Below are 20,297 nucleotides of genomic sequence, written 5' to 3'. Positions count from 1 at the left end.
GGTGAAAAACGCGGAAAATTACTCTTGTTTTATTGAAATGAGTTATGGTCATTAACACTCTTTACAAAAAGCGGATTTAGTAAAAAGTTCTAATGCTTTGAATCATATTTTAGGGAGTTCAACAGCTAATTATATTAATCTTCCATCGGGCGAATTGTAAAGAGTTGTGAAAAAGGAGTTGAACATTCAGTAAAGAAGAATTTGAATGCGTCTTTAATTTTTTGGCAATCAATTTTTAAAAATGAATAAGAGTATCTTACTAATTTCTGAGTAAAACAGCTTATTATTTTATAGTTTTGTTTAAACACTCCTTGATTTGAACAAAGATATTTTAAAAAGACTGTTTAAGAGCATTGACGGCAATCCTGAGGATGATATCGTCAAGGTGGCCTATGACATCATCAAGGATGAAGAAGAAAAAGGGCACCATGTCCTGTCCAAACAGTTAAGGGCAATATTGGATGAAAATGTTCAAGTCTCAAAGAAATTAGGTAAAGAACTCAAGGACATATTTTCAGGTTCCAATGCAAGGGGAAATGCAAAAGATTTTCCATTGGCAGTACAGATTCCGAGGGAGGAACTGAGACATCACATGGTTTTATCCAAGGAAATCGAGAGTAAATTCCAGCGTATTGAAAAGGAGTTTGTAGCCAGGGCGAGATTGGCCAAGCATGGCTTAAAGCCAAAGCAGAAAATTCTATTCTTTGGCCCACCCGGATGCGGAAAGAGCATGGGTGCGGAGCGCTTGGCATGGAATATTGGGCTACCTTTTTATAAGGTGCGTTTTGAGGCAGTCATTTCCTCATATCTAGGAGAATCGCTGGTGAACCTTAAAAAACTGTTCGACAGCATTCAGAGCTTTCCATGCGTTCTTTTACTTGACGAGTTCGATATCATAGCAAAATCAAGGAACTATGGGCAAGATGTTGGGGAAATGCATCGATTGGTGAATATGGTGCTTTTCCTTTTGGAGGAGTATAACGCCCCTGGCCTACTGGTGGCCACAACCAATTTGGAAACCTCTTTGGACAAAGCGGTCTTCAGAAGATTTGATGAAGTGATAGAGATTACCAAACCAGGGGGCAAAGAAATTGAGAGCCTCTTAAAAATGACCTTTTCTTCGACAGCATTGGCCAATGATATCGACTTTTCAAAATATGCAGAGAAGTTACAAGGGTTTTCGTCCGCGGAAATTGTTAAGATTGCCGAAAACCTTATAAAGTCCACGGTGATTGATGGTGTCAAGCGTATTGAAAGCAGTGATTTCGATAGAATAATCAATGAAACGATTAGATTTCATGAAAACAAGTAGTGAATATCTATGGCATTCGATCATTTATCCCTACCCTTTAGACTAAGAGACTTATACAACTCCCCTTATGGCCCCGGCAAACAGCCTGTGGTTATTGAACCAGATGAGCGGACCATCAAGAATCGGGAGAATCGTAAAGCACATGGTGAAGGATTAAACCAAAAGTCAACTGAAATAATACAAGATTGGCAGACCGCTTTGGATGAAAGAAAAAAGGAAGGTTTGCCACAATTACCGGAAGCCCTGCCCCTTTTCCTGCAAGTAGACTCAAATGTTTTTGACCCCGATAAGTTACGCTCATTCGGAATTGATGTCATATCAGAGGAAGAGGACGGATTTCTAATTGGAGCTTCCGCTGACCTAAACCTATCCACCCTATCGGAAAAAATTGAGAAGTTTCTCAAAGAAGAAGGAAAGTTTAAGGACACAGCGGCCCAACTTTGGGATATCGTCACAGGAAAACAATGGCGCATTGATAGGATACTATCCAAAGAACTACTATCGAAATGGGAAGAAATTGATGTAGCCGAAGTACTGGTTGTCGATGTAGCTATCGCCAGCTACGTACATATTTCGGCCTATCCGCCATGGGACAAGAAGAAAATCACTGAGGAACAATACAACGAAAGGGTTGCACGATGGGAGGAAAGAAGGGATGCCCGACAAAGGGAACAGGATGAACTGTCCATGAAGCGGCAAGAAGAGTTTGAAGCTTTCGTTAGCAACTATCAAGCGACTTTGCTTAGCAGTTATGTGGAATCGTCAGATAGCTTTTCATGTAGGTTGGAAATATCCGGCAAAGGTCTAAAGGATTTGGTCCTTAACTATCCATTTCTCTTTGAGGTCGAAGAGTACGATGATTTAAGACAGGCCATCGCCCTAGGAGAGGAGCTGACAGACCACTCACAGCTGAAAATCCTGCCTCCGACAGAGGAAGAACCCCATGTCTGTGTTATTGACAGCGGCATTCAGGAAAACCACGTTCTATTGAACCCTGGGGTGGCCATTGCACACTCGTTGAGCTATTTAAAAGGTGACCCAGATGATACTGCGGATTATGTGCAAAGTGGTGGGCACGGTACTCGGGTTGCGGGAACCATTCTCCATAACAAACTACCCATTGAACATAATCCGGTGCAATTGACCAAATGGGTACAAAATGCCCGAGTTTTGGATAAGGATAATAAAATGCCTAGTTATCTCTATCCCCCTGACCTTATACAGAATGTGGTTGAACGTTTTTTTGGTGAATATGGCACACGGATTTTTAATATGTCCATTGCTTCCAAGCGGGGTCATATCACCACAAGAATGTCGAAATGGGCAGAATCCATTGACCATAGACAGTGGGCAGAGGATATCGTGTTTGTGCTTCCAGCAGGAAACCTTACAAAGGAAGCCATTCAAGACTATTTGCGCAGTGATACTGAATATGCAGATTATTTGTTGGAAAATAAATCCCGGATAGCCGATCCATCACAGAGTTTACTTTCCCTTACAGTAGGGTCAATAAGTCATGGCAGTTATGAAGATGACGATGTCATATCCATTGCCCAAGAAGATTATCCCTCCTCATTTTCGCGGACTGGATTAGGGATTTGGGACTCAATCAAACCTGAATTAGTGGAATATGGAGGCGATTACGTTGCTGAAAAGGATGGTGAAGATAAACTATTGTCCCAGCGGAAGGAGACCTCCTTGCATTTGGTGAGGTCTACAATGCACGGAGGACCGGCCACTGCAATCGATGGAATCGGTTCTTCATTCAGTGCGCCCAAAATATCCAGTATTCTTTCTGAATTGGAGGCACAATTCCCCGACGAATCCACCTTGCTATATAAAGCCTTGGTCATACAATCGGCACGATGGCCCCAAGAAGTGTTTGATAAACCCGCAACATTAAACTTTTTAAGGCTTTACGGTTACGGATTGCCAGATTTAGGGAGAGCAACGGCCAATAACGATTTTAGGGTCACATTGACAGGAACAGGGACAATCGTTCCAAAGGAAGCTGATATTTATGAGGTCAAATTGCCGGAAGAATTAAGAAAGCCTGGAGATGCCTATGATATACTAATTGAGGTTACGTTGGTTTTCAAGGCAAAACCAAGAAGGACCCGAGTAGGTTTTCGGTCATATCTTTCGGGATGGGCTGATTGGCATTCCTCAAATTTCGGGGAAAGTGCTGAGGCATTTAAACAACGGCTTCTAGTTGACGAAGCCAATGGACAAAGGGTCCAAAATGTAAATGAAGAAAAAATACCATGGACGATCAATAATCGGTCAAATGCTGGAATCCAAGAGGTCAAGTTGAACAATAACATCCATCAAAAGGACTGGGCCGTTGTGAAGTCCAATGTGCTGACCGAGAGTTTTGGTATTGGTGTTGTCGGTCATTCAGGATGGAACAAAGACTTAAAACAGGAAATCCCCTATGCCATAGCCGTGAGCTTTGAGGCCGTAAATAAGGATGTTAAGATTTACGAAAGGATTAGGGTACAAAACCAAACAGAAGTCCAAATTGAAGTTTAGTTTGATTTTCTTCACGAATAAATTACAAATAAAGGATGGAAGTTAATTTTGATATGGTAAGAATAGGTAGGCCTCGGAAAAACCATAAATCTGAAATTCTCCTTAAACAGAATTCAGATTTATTGATGAAAGGTATTAGAGCTCTTCTGTTAGATATGGAATGTAGTGACGGTAAGAATAAAGAAGTTGTTACTTTGATAATACCCGCAAAAGGGTACGATGTTAAATTTAGAATACAAGATTTTAGAGATGATAATATTCGGGCTTTGGTGAAAAAGAATTTTTCAAGATTTGTATACAGTGGCAAGCTTGACATAATACTTTATAATGCTAATAGTCGAGTTTTCAGATAAATTAATTACAGTCGTAAAAAAAGTTCAAATTAAGAATTGGGAATGATTACTGCTAAAAAATATGCAAATGTGTCTTTACCCTCTGCGGACTTAGTAATTTTTTGGGATTCATATAACAAGTTGTAACAAATACAAGACAACCATTGGAGCAAATGAAAGAAATAATCGAAGGACTAAACTTACCGAAACAGATATTGGATAAAACCGAAAAATTTGTATCTAAGCTATTTGGGGCTTCAATAAAAGAATGGGGTGAGTTATTTGCCGATAACGTACGATTTAGGAGAGTAAAAAATCAAATTAAAATTTTTAATAAAACAAGAGAATTACTTGATAAAAATGGTTTAGAACCTAGAGAATTAAATCTTAAGACCCTTGTACCATTAATAGAGAAATCTTCAATTGAAGAAGAAGAAGAATTACAAGACAAATGGGTAAATCTTATAGCAAATATTGCAACTACCGCAGAAAATGGGTTAGAACCAAGATTAATAAATACATTATCGTCATTATCATCTTTAGAAGCAAAAATTTTGGATTTCATTCACGAAGAATTTTACGTTAAGCGTCAACTAGAATTGGCTCGACTTATGAACAGCCCTTATAAAAGGGAGGGTAAAACGTATAGAGAAGAGGACGTAAAATTAAATGACGTTACAATTCTAAGTAGTGCTGTAAAAAAGAATTTTAATCTTAGCGAGGAGTTTACTAAAATATACATCGATAATTTAGAATCTTTGGGCTTATTGCGATATGAAGAACCTGAAATAGAAATTGATAATGGCTCTACAAGTGCTGATTTAAATAAAGAAGAAAAAGAGGAAGAATCGGTTGAACTTGATTTGGACATTACAGCATTTTATCAAAGTTCCGATGATTTTCATCTAACAGCTTTTGGAAATTATTTTGTCAATCAATGTAAATCGAAATAAAAAGTGTTACAAAAAAGAGCTGAGCTGAAACTAAAGTTCAAATAAATAATAAAACTCTTTACAGATCGCACCTTTTGTAAAGAGTATACATTTTGAATTATCGATTTTGTTTTTTTAGCATCTCTTGAACCTCCCGATGAATCCGCTCAAAATTCTCCTGAAGCTGTTCTTGTAAATTCCGTTCGGGCGGCGGTAATTGCCTAGTGATTCTTGGCACTTTAAACTGCACCTTTTTATCCTTTCCATCAGCCAAAACCACAAAAGCACCTTGCGATAAGCCATAAAACACATCAGCGCGAGTTTTAGCCACTTCACGTTCCCCTTTGGTCACTCTAGTATCAAAATTGAGGTTGTACCCTTTGTTCACACTTCTGGTTTCCTTCTTTACAATTTCAAAAAAGCGTTCATAGTACTTGGCGGTATCGGGGTCGTTGGCCTTGCCAAAAAACTGATACGATAAATTGGCCAAAATCGCTTTGCTCGCCATGGGACCATACATCATATCGTTTTGAATTTTGTCTTGTAGTACATAAACTGTCGCGATATCATAGCTACGTAGTGTGGCAGGAATACGGTGCATATTAAGTAGTCGTAAGGTTGCGGCTTCCTCCATCAACAAAAATGAAGAGTTTCTTTTTCGAACACTCATTTGTTTGGTTATGGTGTGTATGATAGTAGCGATTACTGGCGAAAGTGAAGTTTCAATTTTTGGGTTGTTCACTACAGAAACCACCGCCAAACTATCGGGATGATTAATATTCAAATTGATTTCATCTTCTGATAATACCATAAAGATACGTTGGGTACTAATCTTTTTAAAGGCATTGGCTAAGGTGCTTTTGACTCCTGCGGTTTGTCGTTCTGAATCTATACCGCTGATAAATGCATCTGCCATTGCCTTGGAAGTCGTGTTTGCTGATAAAAATTTAATTAGTCCTTTGGTGTCTAGGTGTTGATAGAGGGCAATCAAATGAGGTAGGGTACAGGTATCAGCGAAATCTGTTTTGAGACGCCATATCATTCCTCCAATTAATCCCTCAACAACATCATTAAAAAATCGTGTAGTGGCGTTCATATTGTTGTCCTTTTGCTCCAATAAGTTTTCAACTAAGACACGCGAAACTTCATTCACACTCTCTTCATCAGGAAGGTATTTTGGTGCAATTGGATTGACTTTCGCATAAATTGTGTCGAATGAAATAATTTGAAAGGGAACGTCTCCTTGGCTGAAAAGCGGATATGCCATTTCAGTAATTTCAAAATCTTTGTAGTCATAGATTACACCACTAAAATTCCATTTGCTAAAATGCCCTAATAAAGGATAAACCACGCTTTCTGTTTTGCCGCTTCCTGCTGATCCTATAATAGCAATGCCTCGACGGATATTTTCCAAAAGTAGCTTGCCTTTTGATACCACAAAACGGACCTTATACTTATCATCGTGCATATCATTCCCACCTTCAGGAAAAAATACAAACCATAGGATATTTATAAAGAGTAGGGGTAGGGCAATGAGCAACAAAACCAATAGAAATTGTTGTAAGTCTTCGGTACGTATCCAGAACCACAGTAATCCAAATACAATCCATAGGATATTGATATAAAAACCTGGTTTAAAAAATCTAACCAGTACAAAGCTCAATCCACTTCCAAAAAGTAGCATTCCAATAATAAGACTGTAATTCAAGTGTTCCATAATTTTGATTTTATATTCCTATCGACCCTGCTTCCATTGCTCGTTTCATTCCACGTCTCAAGCGATGAAAGACCTTTAGGGCTAGTTGTACTTTATTGGTGGGAATGGAGGGTACTCGTATTCCTGTTTTGGAAAGCAGTTTTAGTGCTACTGCCTTTTCAGAGGTGGGTAGATTTCCGAAAAGCATCCGAAATAATATGGGGTCTTTGACCAAGACTTTTTTCGCTTTATAGGTCTCTACAAAGTTTCGGTTGTAGCCAAAGAGTTTATCGAAAACCTGTTCTGATTTTTCATAGAAACGATCTCGGTGGAAACCTCTTTGTATTTTCTTTCCGTGCATCTCTACTTCGGAAGCCTTGTATTTTGATCCAGGGGAAAGGCTAAAAGTATTGGACACATCCTTACGGCTTACGATGATATGGATGTGTGATTGGTTGCCTTCTTTTTTCATTCCTGCAACAATCATTTGTCCGTTGATTTTATGCGGGGCTTCCTCCCTTAACTTTTCGATGCTGCGTTCCAATTTTTTGGTATCTCCCTCCATTTCCCCTCGGGCCACCTTTCTGATTTCGTTCTCTAATTTGGCAATTTGCTTTCGGTAAGGAGCGTTTTCTATAACCTCTTTTTCAAAGCCACGATAGGTGCGTTCGTGTTCTATTTTGGCGTAGTATTTAATTTGGTCTACAGTCACAGGTTTGTCTCGATTAAAAGACTTCGCATACTCTTTCATTAGTTCTCTTGTATAGGCTTTTAAGGCCTCGGGATTATCGTTTATTTTTTTGAGTTCTCTTTGGCTTGGACTGACCACAAGCGAATAAAATTTCGGTTCTGTTTTTTTGAGTTTGGCAGTATTGGAATCGATTTCTGAAACCACTTTTTCGGGGGTAATTTTATCCTCAGTCTGATTGAAAAAATGCTCTTGATTTTCGAGTTCCAAACCTTCATTTTCCTTTTCCAAATACCCGACATAATCTGCCACACTATTGGAATAGTTTTGACCTAATTTCTGCGGTGTTATAGCGATGTACATATTAGGAATCTTTTGCCATTTGTTTGAATCTAGCGAGCTCTTCCCTAGTGATTTCTATTTTTAAAAAGTCCTTACCAAAGCGATTGCTGACAGGTTCAATTTTATCAAGAACATATTGCAAGCGTTCTTTAATTTCTAAAAGTTTTCTGTTGGTACGATCGTATTTTATTTTTGAAACGGAAGTGTTTTTCTGTTTAGTTTTAGATGTTTTTTCTTTTGAAATTTCAGCCTCAATTGCTTTTAAATCGATTTTTTTATTTTCTTCTTCAAAGAGTGATTTAAGCATAGTTTCAATATTGGTCAGCGGAATATTATGAGCCTTTTCAATGGACTTCGAAATGGCAATATGCGCCTCGATTCTTTTTCGGTTGAGCTCTTGACCAGCACTTAAATCTTTCGCAAAACGTTGATGCGGAGAATAGTTGTGCCACTCGAAAAAGTCCATCATGGCCGTAAGTGTTTCGGCATGTGAACGGGCCACCTTTTTGGAAAAGGCACGAAAACGAACAACGACCTTTGCCCGTAAGTTCAAGGCCAGATAGTCATATCGATATTTGTTTTTTACCTTCATTTTGCAACAAACTTTTTCAATGTTTTTGGGGTCTTCCGAATGTTTTGCAACAAACTTTTGACCTATTCCTAGGCCGAATTCAGACCTAAATCAGAGCTAATCAATTCATATTCAAGCCATTGAATGTGAAATCAAACAGCATAACATCGCTTTAGCGTGTTATCCTCTTGCTATTCCTTTTTCCCCCGCAGGGGAAAAAATAAATACCTTTCCCTCAAGGTAAAGGCTCTTATTCCCAAAGCGATTGAATCCAACCTTTTTAAGAAGGTCAAAGGGTTGTTTTTAAGGATTCTATACGGAATGCTGAATACTATTGCATTTCCTTAAAAAGAAAAGGGCAACTTTTTAAAGTCGCCCCAATTGTTTAAAACCTCCTTTCCTTATATGGTGAACATGAATTTGTAATTGTAAAGGTTCTTGATGGCTTCCTCTTCTAAAATTTCCTGATAGTCCAAATGATTTTCTTGGGCGTATGCTTTCATTTCGGAGCCGCATTTCTGTTCAACTTCTTTCTTGGATTGCTCCATAAGTTTTTCTTGTGTATCTCCGTCCAGATGATTGAAATTCAGACGGAACGGTATATCGATATTGATGTCCATAATCGGTGTATTTAAATCAGCCCGTTATCGGCAAAACTGTAATACTCTCCATTGGGTACGATCAGGATATGATCTAACAATCGAACATCAAGAAGATCTGCAGCCTTCTTTATTTTTTGCGTGATTTCCCTATCCGCTTCGCTTGCTTTTAACGTTCCGCTAGGATGGTTGTGGGTCAAAATAATCGCTACTGAAAGGGATTTTAATACCACCGCAAAAAGGATTCGGATATCGATGATGGTAGCGGTAATTCCTCCTTTGGACAATTGGTAAATACCCTTAACCTTATTGTTGTTATTTAATAGCACCACCTTAAAGGATTCATGTACTTGAATGGTCTGTTTGTCCCAATGCTGATACAAGCAATCGGCAGCATCCTTGGAAGAATTTATCTTTTGCCAAAATGTGGCGGGAATGCGTTCCTTATAACTTATTCGTATTTCGTTAACTTTGTCTTTCATTGCTTTTGATTTAAACGTTATTAGTAATGAAAAAAGAGGGCAGAACTTTTGCGAGAGATGCCCTCTTTAATTTTAAATGATCAATACATTAGGCTGCCTTGTTTTCGTTCTTGGCACCCAATAACAAAACCTCGCTGATAATCACTTCGGTGATGTATCTTTTTTCGCCTTCCTTGGTCTCATAGCTTCGGGAGGTCAATTTGCCCTCGATCGCAATCTGCTTTCCCTTGGCTGCATATTGTTCGATTATTTCGGCGGTCTTGTTCCAAGCCACCATATTATGCCAGTCCGTACTTTGTACTTTATCGCCATTGGCATTCTTGTAATTCTCATTGGTCGCCAATGAAAAACGGATTACTTTTTTACCGCTTTCCAAAACGGTCATTTCGGGATCGTTCCCCACGTTGCCAATCAATTGGACTTTGTTTCTAAGAGTACTCATAATTGAAAATATTTAGAATGAATGAATAACCCTGCCCGAACCCTTCGGACAGCTTTTAAAATCGATTTACTTATTATATCTAGAGCGCTTTCCCCTTTTTTAGTTTTTAACTTTTGTTCCGCTTCCTTTTTGTTGATTCTGTACGATTTCATGATTTTTGTTTTTGATTTACTTCCCATAGTGTATCCTATGGCAAAACCAAATTTTCCATCATAAATATTTTCTATTGTGAAGGACTTTTTTCCGCAAAGCCATTCCATCGATTTACTTATTATATCCTGAGCGTTTTCCTTTTTTGATTTTTTTAGTGCCGTTTCGTTTTTGAGTTTTGATTTTGCTTTCATGATTGCCGGATTTGATTTACTTCCCATAGAGCCTTCACCGTTACCTTTTTTTGATGCTTGACGGGTCACAATATCCAAGCTTGGTAAGGCGTATAAAAAAGAGCGAGGCACGAGCCTGGTTTATGCCGCCGTCCAAGAATGGATGTTGTTGTTTTGCTGTCAAAAAAGAGGAACGGGGTGGTTCGTCGGCGAGTCAAATCCATACCCTTGAAAGGGACCAAGAACTACGGAGCGGCACTAAACGCAACAATACATTTATTTTAGCATTTGCTTAAATACGACAATAGCATTATATTCGTACCATGAAAAACAATATCTGCATCCGGTTGGAAGCCGATGCCAAGCAAATCATGGATTGTAGGGATACCGTCCAAAAATTGGATGGTCCGTTCGATTTCCTTTCTGGTATACTCAGTTTGGCCGGGAATCCGGTCCGGCTGAAAATCCTTTACCTGTTGAACCAGGAAAAGCGATTGTGCGTTTGCGACCTGAGCGATATTCTGGAAATGAATGTATCGGCCATATCCCAACATTTAAGAAAATTAAGGGATAGGAACCTAATTGAATCGAGCAAGGAGGCACAGGTAATCTTCTATTCCATAGTAGCGGACAAAGTACCCATCCTTGCACCGTTTTTTGAGACAATAGACAAAAGCCAACTTCAGGAGATAACAGGAAATGGATAACAACAAAAGTTTAATCGGGACAACGGTCATTACTGCATTAGCGGCATCTCTTTGCTGTATAACCCCGGTTTTGGCATTTATTGCGGGTACGAGCGGAATCGCATCCACTTTTTCTTTTATAGAGCCTTTTCGACCCTATCTGGTCGGGATTACGATTTTGGTACTGGTATTCGCTTGGTACCAAAAGCTAAGGCCTAGAACACAGGAAGAAATCGATTGTGCCTGTGAGGAAGATGAAAAACCTTCTTTTTGGCAATCCAAAAAGTTCCTTGCCTTGGTAACCTTGTTTGCCACCGTCATGCTGGCTTTCCCATATTATGCCCAAATTTTCTATCCAAGTACCGGTAAAGCCAAAGAAGTGGTCTACGTATCGGAGAACGATGTGGACGAAGTAAGCTTTTCCATAGAGGGGATGACCTGCTCCGGATGTGAGGCCCATATCGAGAGCGAGGTGAACAAACTGGATGGTATCATTGTAGTCAAGTCCGATTATCAAAAGGCGAATACCCTTGTCAAATACGATGCAAGCAAGACATCTGCCGATGAAATAAAAAAGGCTATTTTAAGAACGGGATATACCATTGGGGAATGACGGAAACAAAACTGAAATCGACGATTAACTGTCCAAACTGTGGACACCGAAAAGAAGAGGAAATGCCTACGGATTCCTGCCAGTTCTTCTATGAATGCCAGGGCTGTGGGGACATGCTGAGACCCAAGGAAGGGGACTGCTGTGTCTACTGTTCTTATGGTACCGTTGCCTGTCCGCCGATCCAACAGAATAAACCTTGTTGCTAGGTACAATGCACAAAACGATATTCAAGATTTCCAAAATGGACTGCCCCTCCGAGGAGAACCTGATACGGATGAAGCTTGAAGGGATTTTGGGTATTGAGCATCTGGAATTTGACATCCCTAACAGGGTGCTATCGGTCTACCATAACGGTTCACCCGAACAAATAGAAAAGTCGATACATGAACTCAAATTGGGTGGACAGCGAATATCGACGGAGGATACCTCAAATGTGGAGTTCGAAGAAGATAAGGGGCAACGGAAACTGCTCTTGACGGTACTGGCCATCAACTTTATCTTCTTTCTCATCGAAATGACGACAGGCGTTATTTCAAGGTCGATGGGGCTTGTGGCCGATAGCCTTGATATGTTGGCCGATTCCTTTGTTTATGGAATCAGTCTTTTTGCCGTCGGGGGAACATTGACAAAGAAAAAACGGATAGCAAAACTAGCGGGGTACTTTCAGATTATCTTGGCGGTCATCGGTTTTGTCGAAGTGCTGAGGCGATTTTTCGGAGCGGAGAAACTTCCCGACTTCGCGACAATGATAATCGTTTCCATCTTTGCGCTTATCGCAAACGGAATATGCTTGTACCTCCTCCAAAAATCCAAGAGCAAGGAAGCCCATATGCAGGCCAGTATGATCTTTACCTCGAACGATGTAATAATCAATCTAGGCGTTATCATAGCTGGATTTCTGGTACATTGGCTCAGCTCCAACAAACCGGACTTGATTATAGGGACCATCGTCTTTGTATTAGTGGTCCAAGGTGCGGTACGAATCCTTAAACTTGGAAAATAGTTGTCGTTCGATTAAGACAAGTGACCCATGGTATTTACATAGGGTGTCCCGCGTGCGACCACCGCAAAGGCCCGTGCCACCAGTTTGTTTCTGATGATGTTCAAAGTACTCATCTTGCTCTTTCCGATTTCCAGCCTTCGCTCATAATAGGCCTTCATTTCCGGATTACATTTTACCGCCGATAGGGAACATTGGTGCAATAAGGCCTTACCTTCCCTATTGGCCAATCGGCTGACCTTGGTCCTTCCCCTTACACTTGTGCCCGAAGTATGGGGAAAGGGCGCTATACCACAATATGAGGCAAACTTCCGCCAAGTGGCGAACGATGTGAACCCTACCGTATATACTATCATGAAGCGGGCAGTTACCTTACCGAGACCTTTAATACCGGTCAATAAGGCCAACATCTGTTTGAGCTCCATATCACCTTGTATCAATTTGTCCATCTCTCGTTCAAGGTCGTTTATCCTCCAACTCAATAGGTTGATAATATCCTCTTGAACCCAGAACAAGAGCGAATCTTCCTCAAGCACTCTTTTTTGTTCCCTAAGGGTCGCCATATGTCCAGCTCGTTGACCAACCAGTTTCTTCCGCATCGACATCAACCGTTTCAGCCTTGTCAGGGTTGAACCGGGAATCTTGCTTGGGAGGGCTTCCTCCCTTGTACGATAACCGTAAAGCGCTATCCTCTTTGCATCCGTCCTATCGTCCTTTCCCCTGATTATACCAAGGGAACGTTTGACCTCAAGACCTGAAACGATATTCATAAGGTAATCGTCTTGGTCCAGCAATCGAACCAGATGATCCGAATACAGTCCGGTATGCTCCAATACGAAAAGGATATTCTCCTTGTCCGCCCCACTTTTCCTTAAAGACCAATGTATCATTTTCGTGATTCCCTCGGAATCGTTCTTGAACGTTTTAAGTTCTTGGATCTGGTGGATACAACAATCCAATGTCAACTTGCTCACATCGATGCCGATGACTTCTTTGATTTCCATATTTTACTTTGTTTTAATTAGGTTGTTTAAACTAAGACCTTTACTAGCAAGGGCTAAAATCCTATATGGTTCTGACAACCTGGTTATAAGGACGAGGACTGCTACACTATAAAGGCCGTTAACCTGGCCGTCGCTAAAGTTCACCCCGCCCTTTTTGAATCTCTTACACATAAATATCCACAATATGCTTAAAAAAAGAGATAGGGCCCATTACTCTACAAAAGCCTTGTGCCTAACCGTCGCTATGGTTCGCCCTATCCTTTTTGACTTATCAACAATATCGTAAGTTATGAGTCTCCCCCAGACCCCCTCTTTTCAACACCATCATCATAATAGATTTCATCTATAGAACAAAACTAAAGGCCGTCGCGATTCCCTTTTTTTGATGCTGTACCCGCTACAATATCCGGGCTTGGTAAGGCGTATAAAAAAGAGAACCCCGCATTAAGCGGGGTCCTGGTTTATGCCGTCGTCCAAGAAATGATGTTGTTTTTTTGCTATCTAAAAAAAGGGGAGGGTGGCAGAACGGGAGGTGGAGCTAAAACTGATTTAGAAGAGTATAGACCCAACTGGAAGTGGAATAAAATGCTATTTATCCTAGTCCATTTATCAATTTACTTGGACCCCAAATGGAGTATGACCGAACGGGGTGCATATTGACTGAATGGTTTCTCTAGTCAATAGTATACCAAATTCTTAAATTTGCAATAAATGAGATTCAGATTTTTGAAAGTCTACATAATGGTGGAATTAAGTATAACGCATAATGTTTTACTCGATTAAATTTAACTCAATCAATTAGCTCCAAAAAACCTTGGTTTAACTGGACCAGGAAAAAATACTGTCAATGATCTGGCTAAATATAGGAGCCGAAGTCGCCTATTTCTTAAATTTTAACGACCCTGCTTATTTCAATAGACTATTTAAAAAGAGGGTAGGGGTTGCGCCTGGGGAGTTTCGGGAGCAGTAACGTTTACAGAACTATTGCAAACCTATATTCTGGGTCGTCACTATTCTCTATTTTGGCAGAACAGTAACAATAACCCGCTTGTATCTGGTCAATGAAGGTGAGCCTTTATCTGATAACTTCAAAATAAAGTGTAGGGTCTCCTTTTTATCAACTTTAGGAGCCGTAAGATTTACAATATGCACGTTCTCCGCACCCATATTGATTTCTTTATTGTAACTACTTTCCTCAGGATAGTGAAACCATAAATAGCTCAAGTTATCACCATCAGGGTCGGTTGATTTAAAAGCATCTAAACTAAATGACTCACCAGATTTCACGGTAAATTCTTCGGCATGTGTCAATGCAGGAACAGGCGGATGATTAGCCTCATCATAGGTCATCAGACACCAGTCCATACGAGCGGCGAAATCATTTTGAAAATCGTCTCGCCAACGCCATAAGGTGGCTTTGTTATCATTGAAGGTAAGGGTGTCTTTTTTCACGGTTCTGCCGTACTCTTTAGCAACATAAGGGGTATACTCATCATTAACGTTTGTCCAAATTGCTCTTGTTTCAGGGGCAATGGTTACGATAGAACCTCCTTTTTTGGTTTTATCAAATTCAGGTTTGTATAGTGCATATCGACCACCCCAGGCACCCCACTCAGGATGTTCTGAATTATTGAGCCCATTTGGTATCAAAGACAAAAACGCGGGCGTATCTCCTTCAACGCCCCATGCAACATCAGGATATTCCGCACCTAAGGGTCCGTGATTTTGCTGAATGTTTTCGGCTATCCAACGATTACTAATGGTACTATTATCGATTCCTTTGATATAACTATTAATCCCTGTCCATGTCGCATTCGCGTAATAATCCCCTGGAGAAACGATATAAAAAAGATCAGGGAAATTATTCCGAATCCAAAGGCCGCTATCATCTTGATCTGAAATGGTATAAATCCGTAATTTGGAGATTAGCCTTTTGGCTTCCTTCTTACTTTTTGTTCTTTTTATCTTTTCTAAAGATTGCGCTAAAGTATTGACCCCACCCCAAACCGAAATCCATAAAGGGCGGTCGTCTTTTTCTTCCAAGACCTTAATAATCCATTCAGAACCTTCGGAATCTTTATCATCGCCAACGCCTTTCATCCCAAAAACCGGAAGTCCTTTTTTTATCAGCGCCAACAATTTTTCTGCTTCGGGAAAGCCTCTTCATGTTTCAAAAGGTTCGGTTGCACTTTGTCGTAAGCGCGAATAACCCGTTCTATCGATTCAGGATTTATCTTGTTTTGCAACCAACATGAAGTTGTTGCAACCAACCCTTTGATTTCGATTTGGTTGGAATATAATAACAAGCGCACCAAGGACTGGGTGTCATCAGGATCAGCTTCAATGTCGGTCAAGACAATTACTCTATTGTTCGTAATTGACTGAGCAATGGCAGACTGTACCATTAAAATTAGTAGAAAAAGAATCATTGATATAATACTTTTCATTTCATAAAATTTAAAGCTTTCTAAAAATAAAATCTTGCAATTTTTGTATTTAGGAACAGACTATCTAGTATTGGGTTTTATGATTTCAAAAGGTGAGACCGGAAGTCCTTCTGTTGAGAATAAGTTCGCTTTTATGGGATTGTTTGACCAAGCATATCGAACGCTTTTTGGACGATCAATTTCATTGTGCCAAACAATCACTTCATTACCAATTATAATAGCTTGCGCCTCAAAAAACGTTTTTCCATCTTTTGAAATTTCAAAAGTTGAAAGTGGTTGATTGTTATTGGAAATCAGACCACTTGACACATAATCAAAAGTGATTTTAACTTTCTTTCTTGAAAATTTATACTTCGAAGGAATCGGACTAACCGCAACCTTGGCCATGTCGTAAGCCAATTTAAAGGCCTGATTTGCCAATCTTTTACCAACATCTTTTTTGTTCAAGGGGTGTATATCATTCCACTCTCCTAAATCGGTAGTCACGACCATGCCTGTATTCGAAACTTTCAAGGTATTCAATTGGGCCTGTCGCAACTCTGCCCAATTACTCTCGGTAGGCGTCATGGTTTCCTCCATAAAATTGGCTAACTGCACATACAAAAACGGAAAATTACCTAATTTCCATTTGTTGCGCCAATTATTGATTAAAGCGGGAAAAGTTTCATTGTATGATTTTGGCCTGGCTGCATTTGATTCCCCTTGATACCAAATAACTCCCTTTATACGATAATTTAACAAAGGGGCAATCATATGATTATAAAGTCCGCCTGGTTTCCAACGTATAAACGTCTGACTTTTTAGAGGGTCCATTTGAGCGCCCAATTTGTACTTCCATACACCTTTTAAATCCACGGTATCCTTTTCCACAGCCATAAAATAAGGCTTATCCAAAATGAACCCGCCTTTACCCTTCTCATTGATAAGTCGTACCGCGATAGTATTTTTTCCAGATTTTAAAATAGCTTCCGGAACTTCATATTTTCTAGGTGGGTACTGATAACCTGTTGTGCCCACAAACGTTCCATTCACATAAACATGGTCCTGATCAACTATACGACCTAGCCATATTTTGGCCTTTTTGCCGACCATATTTTGTCCAATTTCTACGGTTTTTCGAAACCAAACAACCCCATTGGTTTCAGCAAGACCTTCATCGGCCCAAAAACCCGGCACATTCATAGTTGCCCATTGACTGTCATCGGTAGAATTCAAAAACCATTCTGAGCCTTTAACGAAACCCGCATCCGTTTCGTTCAGTTTGGTATACCAGTCCTTTTGCCTTTTCTTATCGTTCTGCTCAATTTCATTTATTAAATCCTTATTCTTAAATTTTTGCATTTCGTCATAAGCTTCGGGAAAAGGTTTTAAAGCATCCTCGCTCATCCATGCCTCTACTGGAGAGCCGCCCATTGCCGCATTGATAAGTCCTATTGGTACTTTGTTTTGTTTATAGAGTTCTTTTGCAAAAAAGTAGGCTACTCCAGAAAATTCAAAGAGGGTTTCCGGCGATGCTTCTTTCCAACTTCCATCCGGTAAATCAGTGTGTGTTTTGTTAAAATCATAATTATCGGGAACCAAAAACTGTCGTATTTCAGAGTTTATGGAGTTCTTGATTTCCTCCGGATATTGGTCTCTAAGGCGTTTCATGGTGAGTTCCATATTCGATTGCCCGGAACAAATCCACACCTCTCCAACAAGGATGTTTTTCAAGGTGATTTCGTTCTTTCCCTTAAAGCTCATCTCATAGGGCCCACCGGCTTTTTGAGATGGAATCATTATATCCCATTCCCCATCTCCATTGGCACTTGTGGCATATAAATTATTTTGAAATCGCAACTCTATGGCTTCATTGGGTGAAGCCCATCCCCAAATTTTCAAGTCAGTATCTCTTTGCAGAATTGCGCCATCGCTTATAAGTTTTGGAAGTCTTATTTGTCCCCAAGAAAAATTACCCTGTACGGCGAGTATCAGAAAAAAAAGTGCTATTTTGATTTTTGTGGTTGAGTTCATAATGCGAACTATTCTTTTCAATCCCATTGGGGTCGTCTACCCGGAGCAAATGGAAATTTCAAAGATTTAAAATATTCTAAAGTTTTTGTCGGTTTTTCTACTCCTTGAGGAAGTTCCTGTTTCGAAAAAGTTTGAAAATAAAGAAGACAGGCATCTCGCCACCATTTGGCTTCCTTGAGCTGTATATTCAAACTCATTTGTATTTCTTCAAACTGTTCTTTTGAAACATAGGGCTTAGATTTTTCCCAAGTTTCGATCATCTCTTTCACCTGATCGACCCCTTCTTGGTACTTTAATGCCATTCCGTTCCAAAGTGTTAACCCGTTTTTCAATTTATAATCCCACGGTAGGTGGTGAAACCATAATAGCAATTCTTCTGGAGTGGTTTTTGGGTCGTTAAAAATCTTTGCCAGTTCAGGAGCATATTGCGCAGTAGCATCACTTCCCGTTGAGGTACGGTCAAACCCAATGCCGTTCTCATCGGCTTTATGATAGTAGGTGGGATTCCATTCAGGCCTGCTCAGTTCACTAACCCATGGCCCAGGTCCGTAGTGATGACCTGTATCAAAAATATGATGTAATCCTAAAGGATTCATATAGTTGACAACTGCTTCCCTAGAGCCAAGCATCATTTTTTTTATAGGTTCAACAAACTTTGGATTTCGGGAATATGTAGCTTTTATCCATTCATCAGCAATTTTCTCTGCACCCAAGTATGGATTCCATGCCAATCTTCCGAAACCGTACCAATCTGCTTGTGCAAAAGTATGGCCCGTCCAATTCAGGTCTGTTCCCGTATTGGCTACTCCGGCGATTCCAGTTAACTTGGTTCCGTGCAATGTACCGTCTACAACCTTAGCGACAGTTGAACCTTTACCTTTCTGAAAGGTATCAGCGTCTAGCACCTCTTCAAACAATTTTGGCAAATAAACCAAATGGGTACTAAACCCTAGGTATTCTTTGGTAATCTGAAATTCCATCATCAAATTGGTCTGAGGCATGGCTCCAAACATAGGGTGGAAAGGCTCGCGAGGTTGAAAATCTATGGCGCCATTCTTTGACTGCACCAATACATTATCCATAAACTTGCCATCAAATGGAACAAATTCAGAATACGCTTGTTTTGCACGATCGTTCTTGTCATGCTCAGAATATACAAATGCCCGCCACATCACTATACCGCCATGAGGTTCTAAAACCTTCGCCATCATGTTGGCTCCATCTACATGGGTTCTTCCATAATTTTGGGGGCCGGGTTGCCCTTCTGAATTCGCTTTAACCAAGTATCCTCCAAAATCTGGGATCAGGGCATAAATTTGATCTGTTTTTTTCCTCCACCATTCTTGAACATTTGCATCCAATGGATCCGCCGTCTCAAGTCCTCCAATTTCAATAGGTGAGGAGAACCTTGCTGTTAAATAGACTTTAATGCCATAAGGTCTAAACGTATCGGCTAATGCTTTCACTTTTTCCAAATACATTGGGGTAAGAATCAATGAATTCGCATTTACATTGCTCACGGCGGTACCATTTATACCAATAGATGCATTCGCACGAGCATAATCGATGTATCGTGGGTCAATGTATTCAGGTAATTTTTGCCAATTCCAAAGTGAAAATCCAGCATAGCCTCGCTCTACAGTACGGTCGAGATTATCCCAATGGTTGAGCACGCGCAAATCGATTTTTGGCGCGTCAATGATATCCAATCTTCCCAATGTTTCTCCTTGCTGCATCAAAGAAAGCAACCTAAAAACACCATACAATATTCCTTGGTCATTGTTGGCGGAAAGTACGAGCATCTCTTTTCCATCCGATAGGATTTCCTTGAGCACAAAACCCTCTTTGCCTACTTGTTCGAGGTTTTGATCTAAAACTTCCAGTACTGTTTGCGGTAAATCATCTTTTTTGGAAATTAACAAGGTAGTACCCGAACCTTGTAAGTTAGAAATATCTGGTGACTGACCAAGTAAATTTTCAAGCCCCCTTTTAAGTTCTTTTTTAGTCACAATCAACATTTCACTTTCTTCCGGAAAATAAATAGATTTCGTAGCGTTGCTATATTCTTGAGCTAAAAGAACATCTTCCACTTTAGAATATCCAAGCCAAAGGTCATAACCATCAAGTGATTGTGCGTAAGTTAAACTACTAAAAAGTACAATTAGTAAAAGAATATATTTATTACAGGTCATGTTGAGACTTAAAAAGTTCGTATCATAATTAAGGCCAATCAGGGCTCAATAAAGCAAAATAGTCTTGGGTACTGTATTTAACAATCGTTAA

Annotated in this window: 20 protein-coding genes and 1 pseudogene; 9 read left to right on the top strand and 12 right to left on the bottom strand. The window is 40.0% G+C overall.

Annotation, left to right across the window (positions count from 1 at the left end; genetic code table 11):
- Positions 1 to 316 precede the first annotated feature (316 nt).
- The 4 genes from PXG98_RS12385 (at position 317) to PXG98_RS12370 (ending at position 5,129) form a co-directional block, all read left to right on the top strand.
- Positions 317 to 1,312 carry an AAA family ATPase gene (locus PXG98_RS12385; RefSeq protein WP_276391509.1) on the top strand — a complete coding sequence of 332 codons (996 nt, stop codon included), beginning with the start codon at positions 317 to 319 and terminating at the stop codon, positions 1,310 to 1,312.
- A gap of 9 nt (positions 1,313 to 1,321) precedes the next feature.
- Positions 1,322 to 3,844: a S8 family peptidase gene (locus PXG98_RS12380; protein ID WP_276391508.1), complete on the top strand. Its 2,523-nt coding sequence runs from the start codon at positions 1,322 to 1,324 to the stop codon at positions 3,842 to 3,844.
- A gap of 35 nt (positions 3,845 to 3,879) precedes the next feature.
- The gene (locus tag PXG98_RS12375; RefSeq protein WP_276391507.1) at positions 3,880 to 4,197 is read left to right on the top strand and encodes a hypothetical protein; all 318 of its coding nucleotides are present in this window, start codon (positions 3,880 to 3,882) and stop codon (positions 4,195 to 4,197) included.
- Positions 4,198 to 4,349: 152 nt separating this feature from the next.
- A complete protein-coding gene (locus tag PXG98_RS12370; RefSeq protein WP_276391505.1) occupies positions 4,350 to 5,129 on the top strand; it encodes an Abi-alpha family protein in 780 nt (259 codons plus the stop codon).
- A gap of 97 nt (positions 5,130 to 5,226) precedes the next feature.
- Here the strand turns inward: PXG98_RS12370 and PXG98_RS12365 are convergent, their stop codons facing one another.
- From PXG98_RS12365 to PXG98_RS12335, 7 genes are all read right to left on the bottom strand, one after another.
- Positions 5,227 to 6,825: a type IV secretory system conjugative DNA transfer family protein gene (locus PXG98_RS12365; protein ID WP_276391503.1), complete on the bottom strand. Its 1,599-nt coding sequence runs from the start codon at positions 6,823 to 6,825 to the stop codon at positions 5,227 to 5,229.
- Positions 6,826 to 6,835: 10 nt separating this feature from the next.
- Positions 6,836 to 7,855 carry a MobB family relaxase gene (gene mobB, locus PXG98_RS12360; RefSeq protein ID WP_276391501.1) on the bottom strand — a complete coding sequence of 340 codons (1,020 nt, stop codon included), beginning with the start codon at positions 7,853 to 7,855 and terminating at the stop codon, positions 6,836 to 6,838.
- Between the two features lies 1 nt (position 7,856).
- On the bottom strand, positions 7,857 to 8,426 hold the full coding sequence (locus PXG98_RS12355) for a BfmA/BtgA family mobilization protein (RefSeq protein ID WP_276391500.1): 570 nt from the start codon (positions 8,424 to 8,426) through the stop codon (positions 7,857 to 7,859).
- A gap of 380 nt (positions 8,427 to 8,806) precedes the next feature.
- On the bottom strand, positions 8,807 to 9,025 hold the full coding sequence (locus PXG98_RS12350) for a hypothetical protein (RefSeq protein ID WP_276391498.1): 219 nt from the start codon (positions 9,023 to 9,025) through the stop codon (positions 8,807 to 8,809).
- Between the two features lie 11 nt (positions 9,026 to 9,036).
- Positions 9,037 to 9,486 carry a JAB domain-containing protein gene (locus tag PXG98_RS12345; protein WP_276391497.1) on the bottom strand — a complete coding sequence of 150 codons (450 nt, stop codon included), beginning with the start codon at positions 9,484 to 9,486 and terminating at the stop codon, positions 9,037 to 9,039.
- Between the two features lie 88 nt (positions 9,487 to 9,574).
- Positions 9,575 to 9,928 (bottom strand): single-stranded DNA-binding protein, encoded by a 354-nt coding sequence (locus PXG98_RS12340; RefSeq protein ID WP_276391495.1) that lies wholly within the window; start codon positions 9,926 to 9,928, stop codon positions 9,575 to 9,577.
- Positions 9,925 to 10,383 carry a hypothetical protein gene (locus PXG98_RS12335; protein ID WP_276391493.1) on the bottom strand — a complete coding sequence of 153 codons (459 nt, stop codon included), beginning with the start codon at positions 10,381 to 10,383 and terminating at the stop codon, positions 9,925 to 9,927. The genes PXG98_RS12340 and PXG98_RS12335 overlap by 4 nt, the downstream gene beginning before the upstream one ends.
- Positions 10,384 to 10,574: 191 nt before the next feature.
- Here PXG98_RS12335 and PXG98_RS12330 point away from each other — a divergent pair, with 191 nt between their 5' ends.
- Genes PXG98_RS12330 through PXG98_RS12315 form a run of 4 tightly spaced genes read left to right on the top strand, consistent with a single transcriptional unit; the run spans position 10,575 to position 12,553 of the window.
- A complete protein-coding gene (locus PXG98_RS12330; protein ID WP_276391491.1) occupies positions 10,575 to 10,958 on the top strand; it encodes an ArsR/SmtB family transcription factor in 384 nt (127 codons plus the stop codon).
- The gene (gene merTP, locus PXG98_RS12325) at positions 10,951 to 11,550 is read left to right on the top strand and encodes a mercuric transport protein MerTP (protein WP_276391489.1); all 600 of its coding nucleotides are present in this window, start codon (positions 10,951 to 10,953) and stop codon (positions 11,548 to 11,550) included. The genes PXG98_RS12330 and merTP overlap by 8 nt, the downstream gene beginning before the upstream one ends.
- Positions 11,547 to 11,756 carry a GDCCVxC domain-containing (seleno)protein gene (locus PXG98_RS12320; RefSeq protein ID WP_276391488.1) on the top strand — a complete coding sequence of 70 codons (210 nt, stop codon included), beginning with the start codon at positions 11,547 to 11,549 and terminating at the stop codon, positions 11,754 to 11,756. The genes merTP and PXG98_RS12320 overlap by 4 nt, the downstream gene beginning before the upstream one ends.
- Positions 11,757 to 11,761: 5 nt before the next feature.
- Complete coding sequence (locus tag PXG98_RS12315) at positions 11,762 to 12,553, top strand: cation efflux transmembrane domain-containing protein (RefSeq protein WP_276391487.1); 792 nt, start codon at positions 11,762 to 11,764, stop codon at positions 12,551 to 12,553.
- A gap of 11 nt (positions 12,554 to 12,564) precedes the next feature.
- Here the strand turns inward: PXG98_RS12315 and PXG98_RS12310 are convergent, their stop codons facing one another.
- Complete coding sequence (locus PXG98_RS12310; protein WP_276391486.1) at positions 12,565 to 13,554, bottom strand: transposase; 990 nt, start codon at positions 13,552 to 13,554, stop codon at positions 12,565 to 12,567.
- A gap of 847 nt (positions 13,555 to 14,401) precedes the next feature.
- Here PXG98_RS12310 and PXG98_RS12305 point away from each other — a divergent pair.
- Entirely contained in the window at positions 14,402 to 14,524 is a 123-nt protein-coding gene (locus PXG98_RS12305) for an AraC family transcriptional regulator (protein ID WP_276391485.1), read from the top strand.
- A gap of 47 nt (positions 14,525 to 14,571) precedes the next feature.
- Here PXG98_RS12305 and PXG98_RS16495 read toward each other — a convergent pair whose 3' ends face one another.
- The 4 genes and pseudogenes from PXG98_RS16495 to PXG98_RS12290 all read right to left on the bottom strand — a co-directional run bounded on the left by PXG98_RS16495 (position 14,572) and on the right by PXG98_RS12290 (position 20,206).
- Positions 14,572 to 14,904 (bottom strand): hypothetical protein, encoded by a 333-nt coding sequence (locus tag PXG98_RS16495; RefSeq protein WP_338150246.1) that lies wholly within the window; start codon positions 14,902 to 14,904, stop codon positions 14,572 to 14,574.
- Positions 14,905 to 15,201: 297 nt separating this feature from the next.
- Positions 15,202 to 15,959: pseudogene (locus tag PXG98_RS16490) on the bottom strand (DUF1593 domain-containing protein); the annotation flags it as partial.
- A 102-nt stretch (positions 15,960 to 16,061) separates the two neighbouring features.
- On the bottom strand, positions 16,062 to 18,014 hold the full coding sequence (locus tag PXG98_RS12295) for a sialate O-acetylesterase (protein ID WP_276391484.1): 1,953 nt from the start codon (positions 18,012 to 18,014) through the stop codon (positions 16,062 to 16,064).
- A 17-nt stretch (positions 18,015 to 18,031) separates the two neighbouring features.
- Positions 18,032 to 20,206: an alpha-glucuronidase family glycosyl hydrolase gene (locus tag PXG98_RS12290; RefSeq protein WP_276391482.1), complete on the bottom strand. Its 2,175-nt coding sequence runs from the start codon at positions 20,204 to 20,206 to the stop codon at positions 18,032 to 18,034.
- Positions 20,207 to 20,297: the final 91 nt, after the last annotated feature.

This window comes from Eudoraea chungangensis, assembly GCF_029360665.1.
GTDB classification, from domain to species: Bacteria; Bacteroidota; Bacteroidia; order Flavobacteriales; family Flavobacteriaceae; genus Eudoraea; species Eudoraea chungangensis.
The sequence above is the reverse complement of the archived record's forward strand: the minus strand, read 5'-3'. Positions and strand labels throughout refer to the sequence as shown.

Excerpts from the sequence above, each read along its gene's own strand:
- PXG98_RS12380 (WP_276391508.1), top strand. The coding sequence starts at position 1,322 with ATGGCATTCGATCATTTATCCCTACCCTTTAGACTAAGAGACTTATAC.
- PXG98_RS12375 (WP_276391507.1), top strand. The coding sequence starts at position 3,880 with ATGGAAGTTAATTTTGATATGGTAAGAATAGGTAGGCCTCGGAAAAAC.
- PXG98_RS12370 (WP_276391505.1), top strand. The coding sequence starts at position 4,350 with ATGAAAGAAATAATCGAAGGACTAAACTTACCGAAACAGATATTGGAT.
- PXG98_RS12365 (WP_276391503.1), bottom strand. The coding sequence starts at position 6,825 with ATGGAACACTTGAATTACAGTCTTATTATTGGAATGCTACTTTTTGGA.
- mobB (WP_276391501.1), bottom strand. The coding sequence starts at position 7,855 with ATGTACATCGCTATAACACCGCAGAAATTAGGTCAAAACTATTCCAAT.
- PXG98_RS12355 (WP_276391500.1), bottom strand. The coding sequence starts at position 8,426 with ATGAAGGTAAAAAACAAATATCGATATGACTATCTGGCCTTGAACTTA.
- PXG98_RS12350 (WP_276391498.1), bottom strand. The coding sequence starts at position 9,025 with ATGGACATCAATATCGATATACCGTTCCGTCTGAATTTCAATCATCTG.
- PXG98_RS12345 (WP_276391497.1), bottom strand. The coding sequence starts at position 9,486 with ATGAAAGACAAAGTTAACGAAATACGAATAAGTTATAAGGAACGCATT.
- PXG98_RS12340 (WP_276391495.1), bottom strand. The coding sequence starts at position 9,928 with ATGAGTACTCTTAGAAACAAAGTCCAATTGATTGGCAACGTGGGGAAC.
- PXG98_RS12330 (WP_276391491.1), top strand. The coding sequence starts at position 10,575 with ATGAAAAACAATATCTGCATCCGGTTGGAAGCCGATGCCAAGCAAATC.
- merTP (WP_276391489.1), top strand. The coding sequence starts at position 10,951 with ATGGATAACAACAAAAGTTTAATCGGGACAACGGTCATTACTGCATTA.
- PXG98_RS12320 (WP_276391488.1), top strand. The coding sequence starts at position 11,547 with ATGACGGAAACAAAACTGAAATCGACGATTAACTGTCCAAACTGTGGA.
- PXG98_RS12315 (WP_276391487.1), top strand. The coding sequence starts at position 11,762 with ATGCACAAAACGATATTCAAGATTTCCAAAATGGACTGCCCCTCCGAG.
- PXG98_RS12310 (WP_276391486.1), bottom strand. The coding sequence starts at position 13,554 with ATGGAAATCAAAGAAGTCATCGGCATCGATGTGAGCAAGTTGACATTG.
- PXG98_RS12305 (WP_276391485.1), top strand. The coding sequence starts at position 14,402 with ATGATCTGGCTAAATATAGGAGCCGAAGTCGCCTATTTCTTAAATTTT.
- PXG98_RS16495 (WP_338150246.1), bottom strand. The coding sequence starts at position 14,904 with ATGACCTATGATGAGGCTAATCATCCGCCTGTTCCTGCATTGACACAT.
- PXG98_RS12295 (WP_276391484.1), bottom strand. The coding sequence starts at position 18,014 with ATGAACTCAACCACAAAAATCAAAATAGCACTTTTTTTTCTGATACTC.
- PXG98_RS12290 (WP_276391482.1), bottom strand. The coding sequence starts at position 20,206 with ATGACCTGTAATAAATATATTCTTTTACTAATTGTACTTTTTAGTAGT.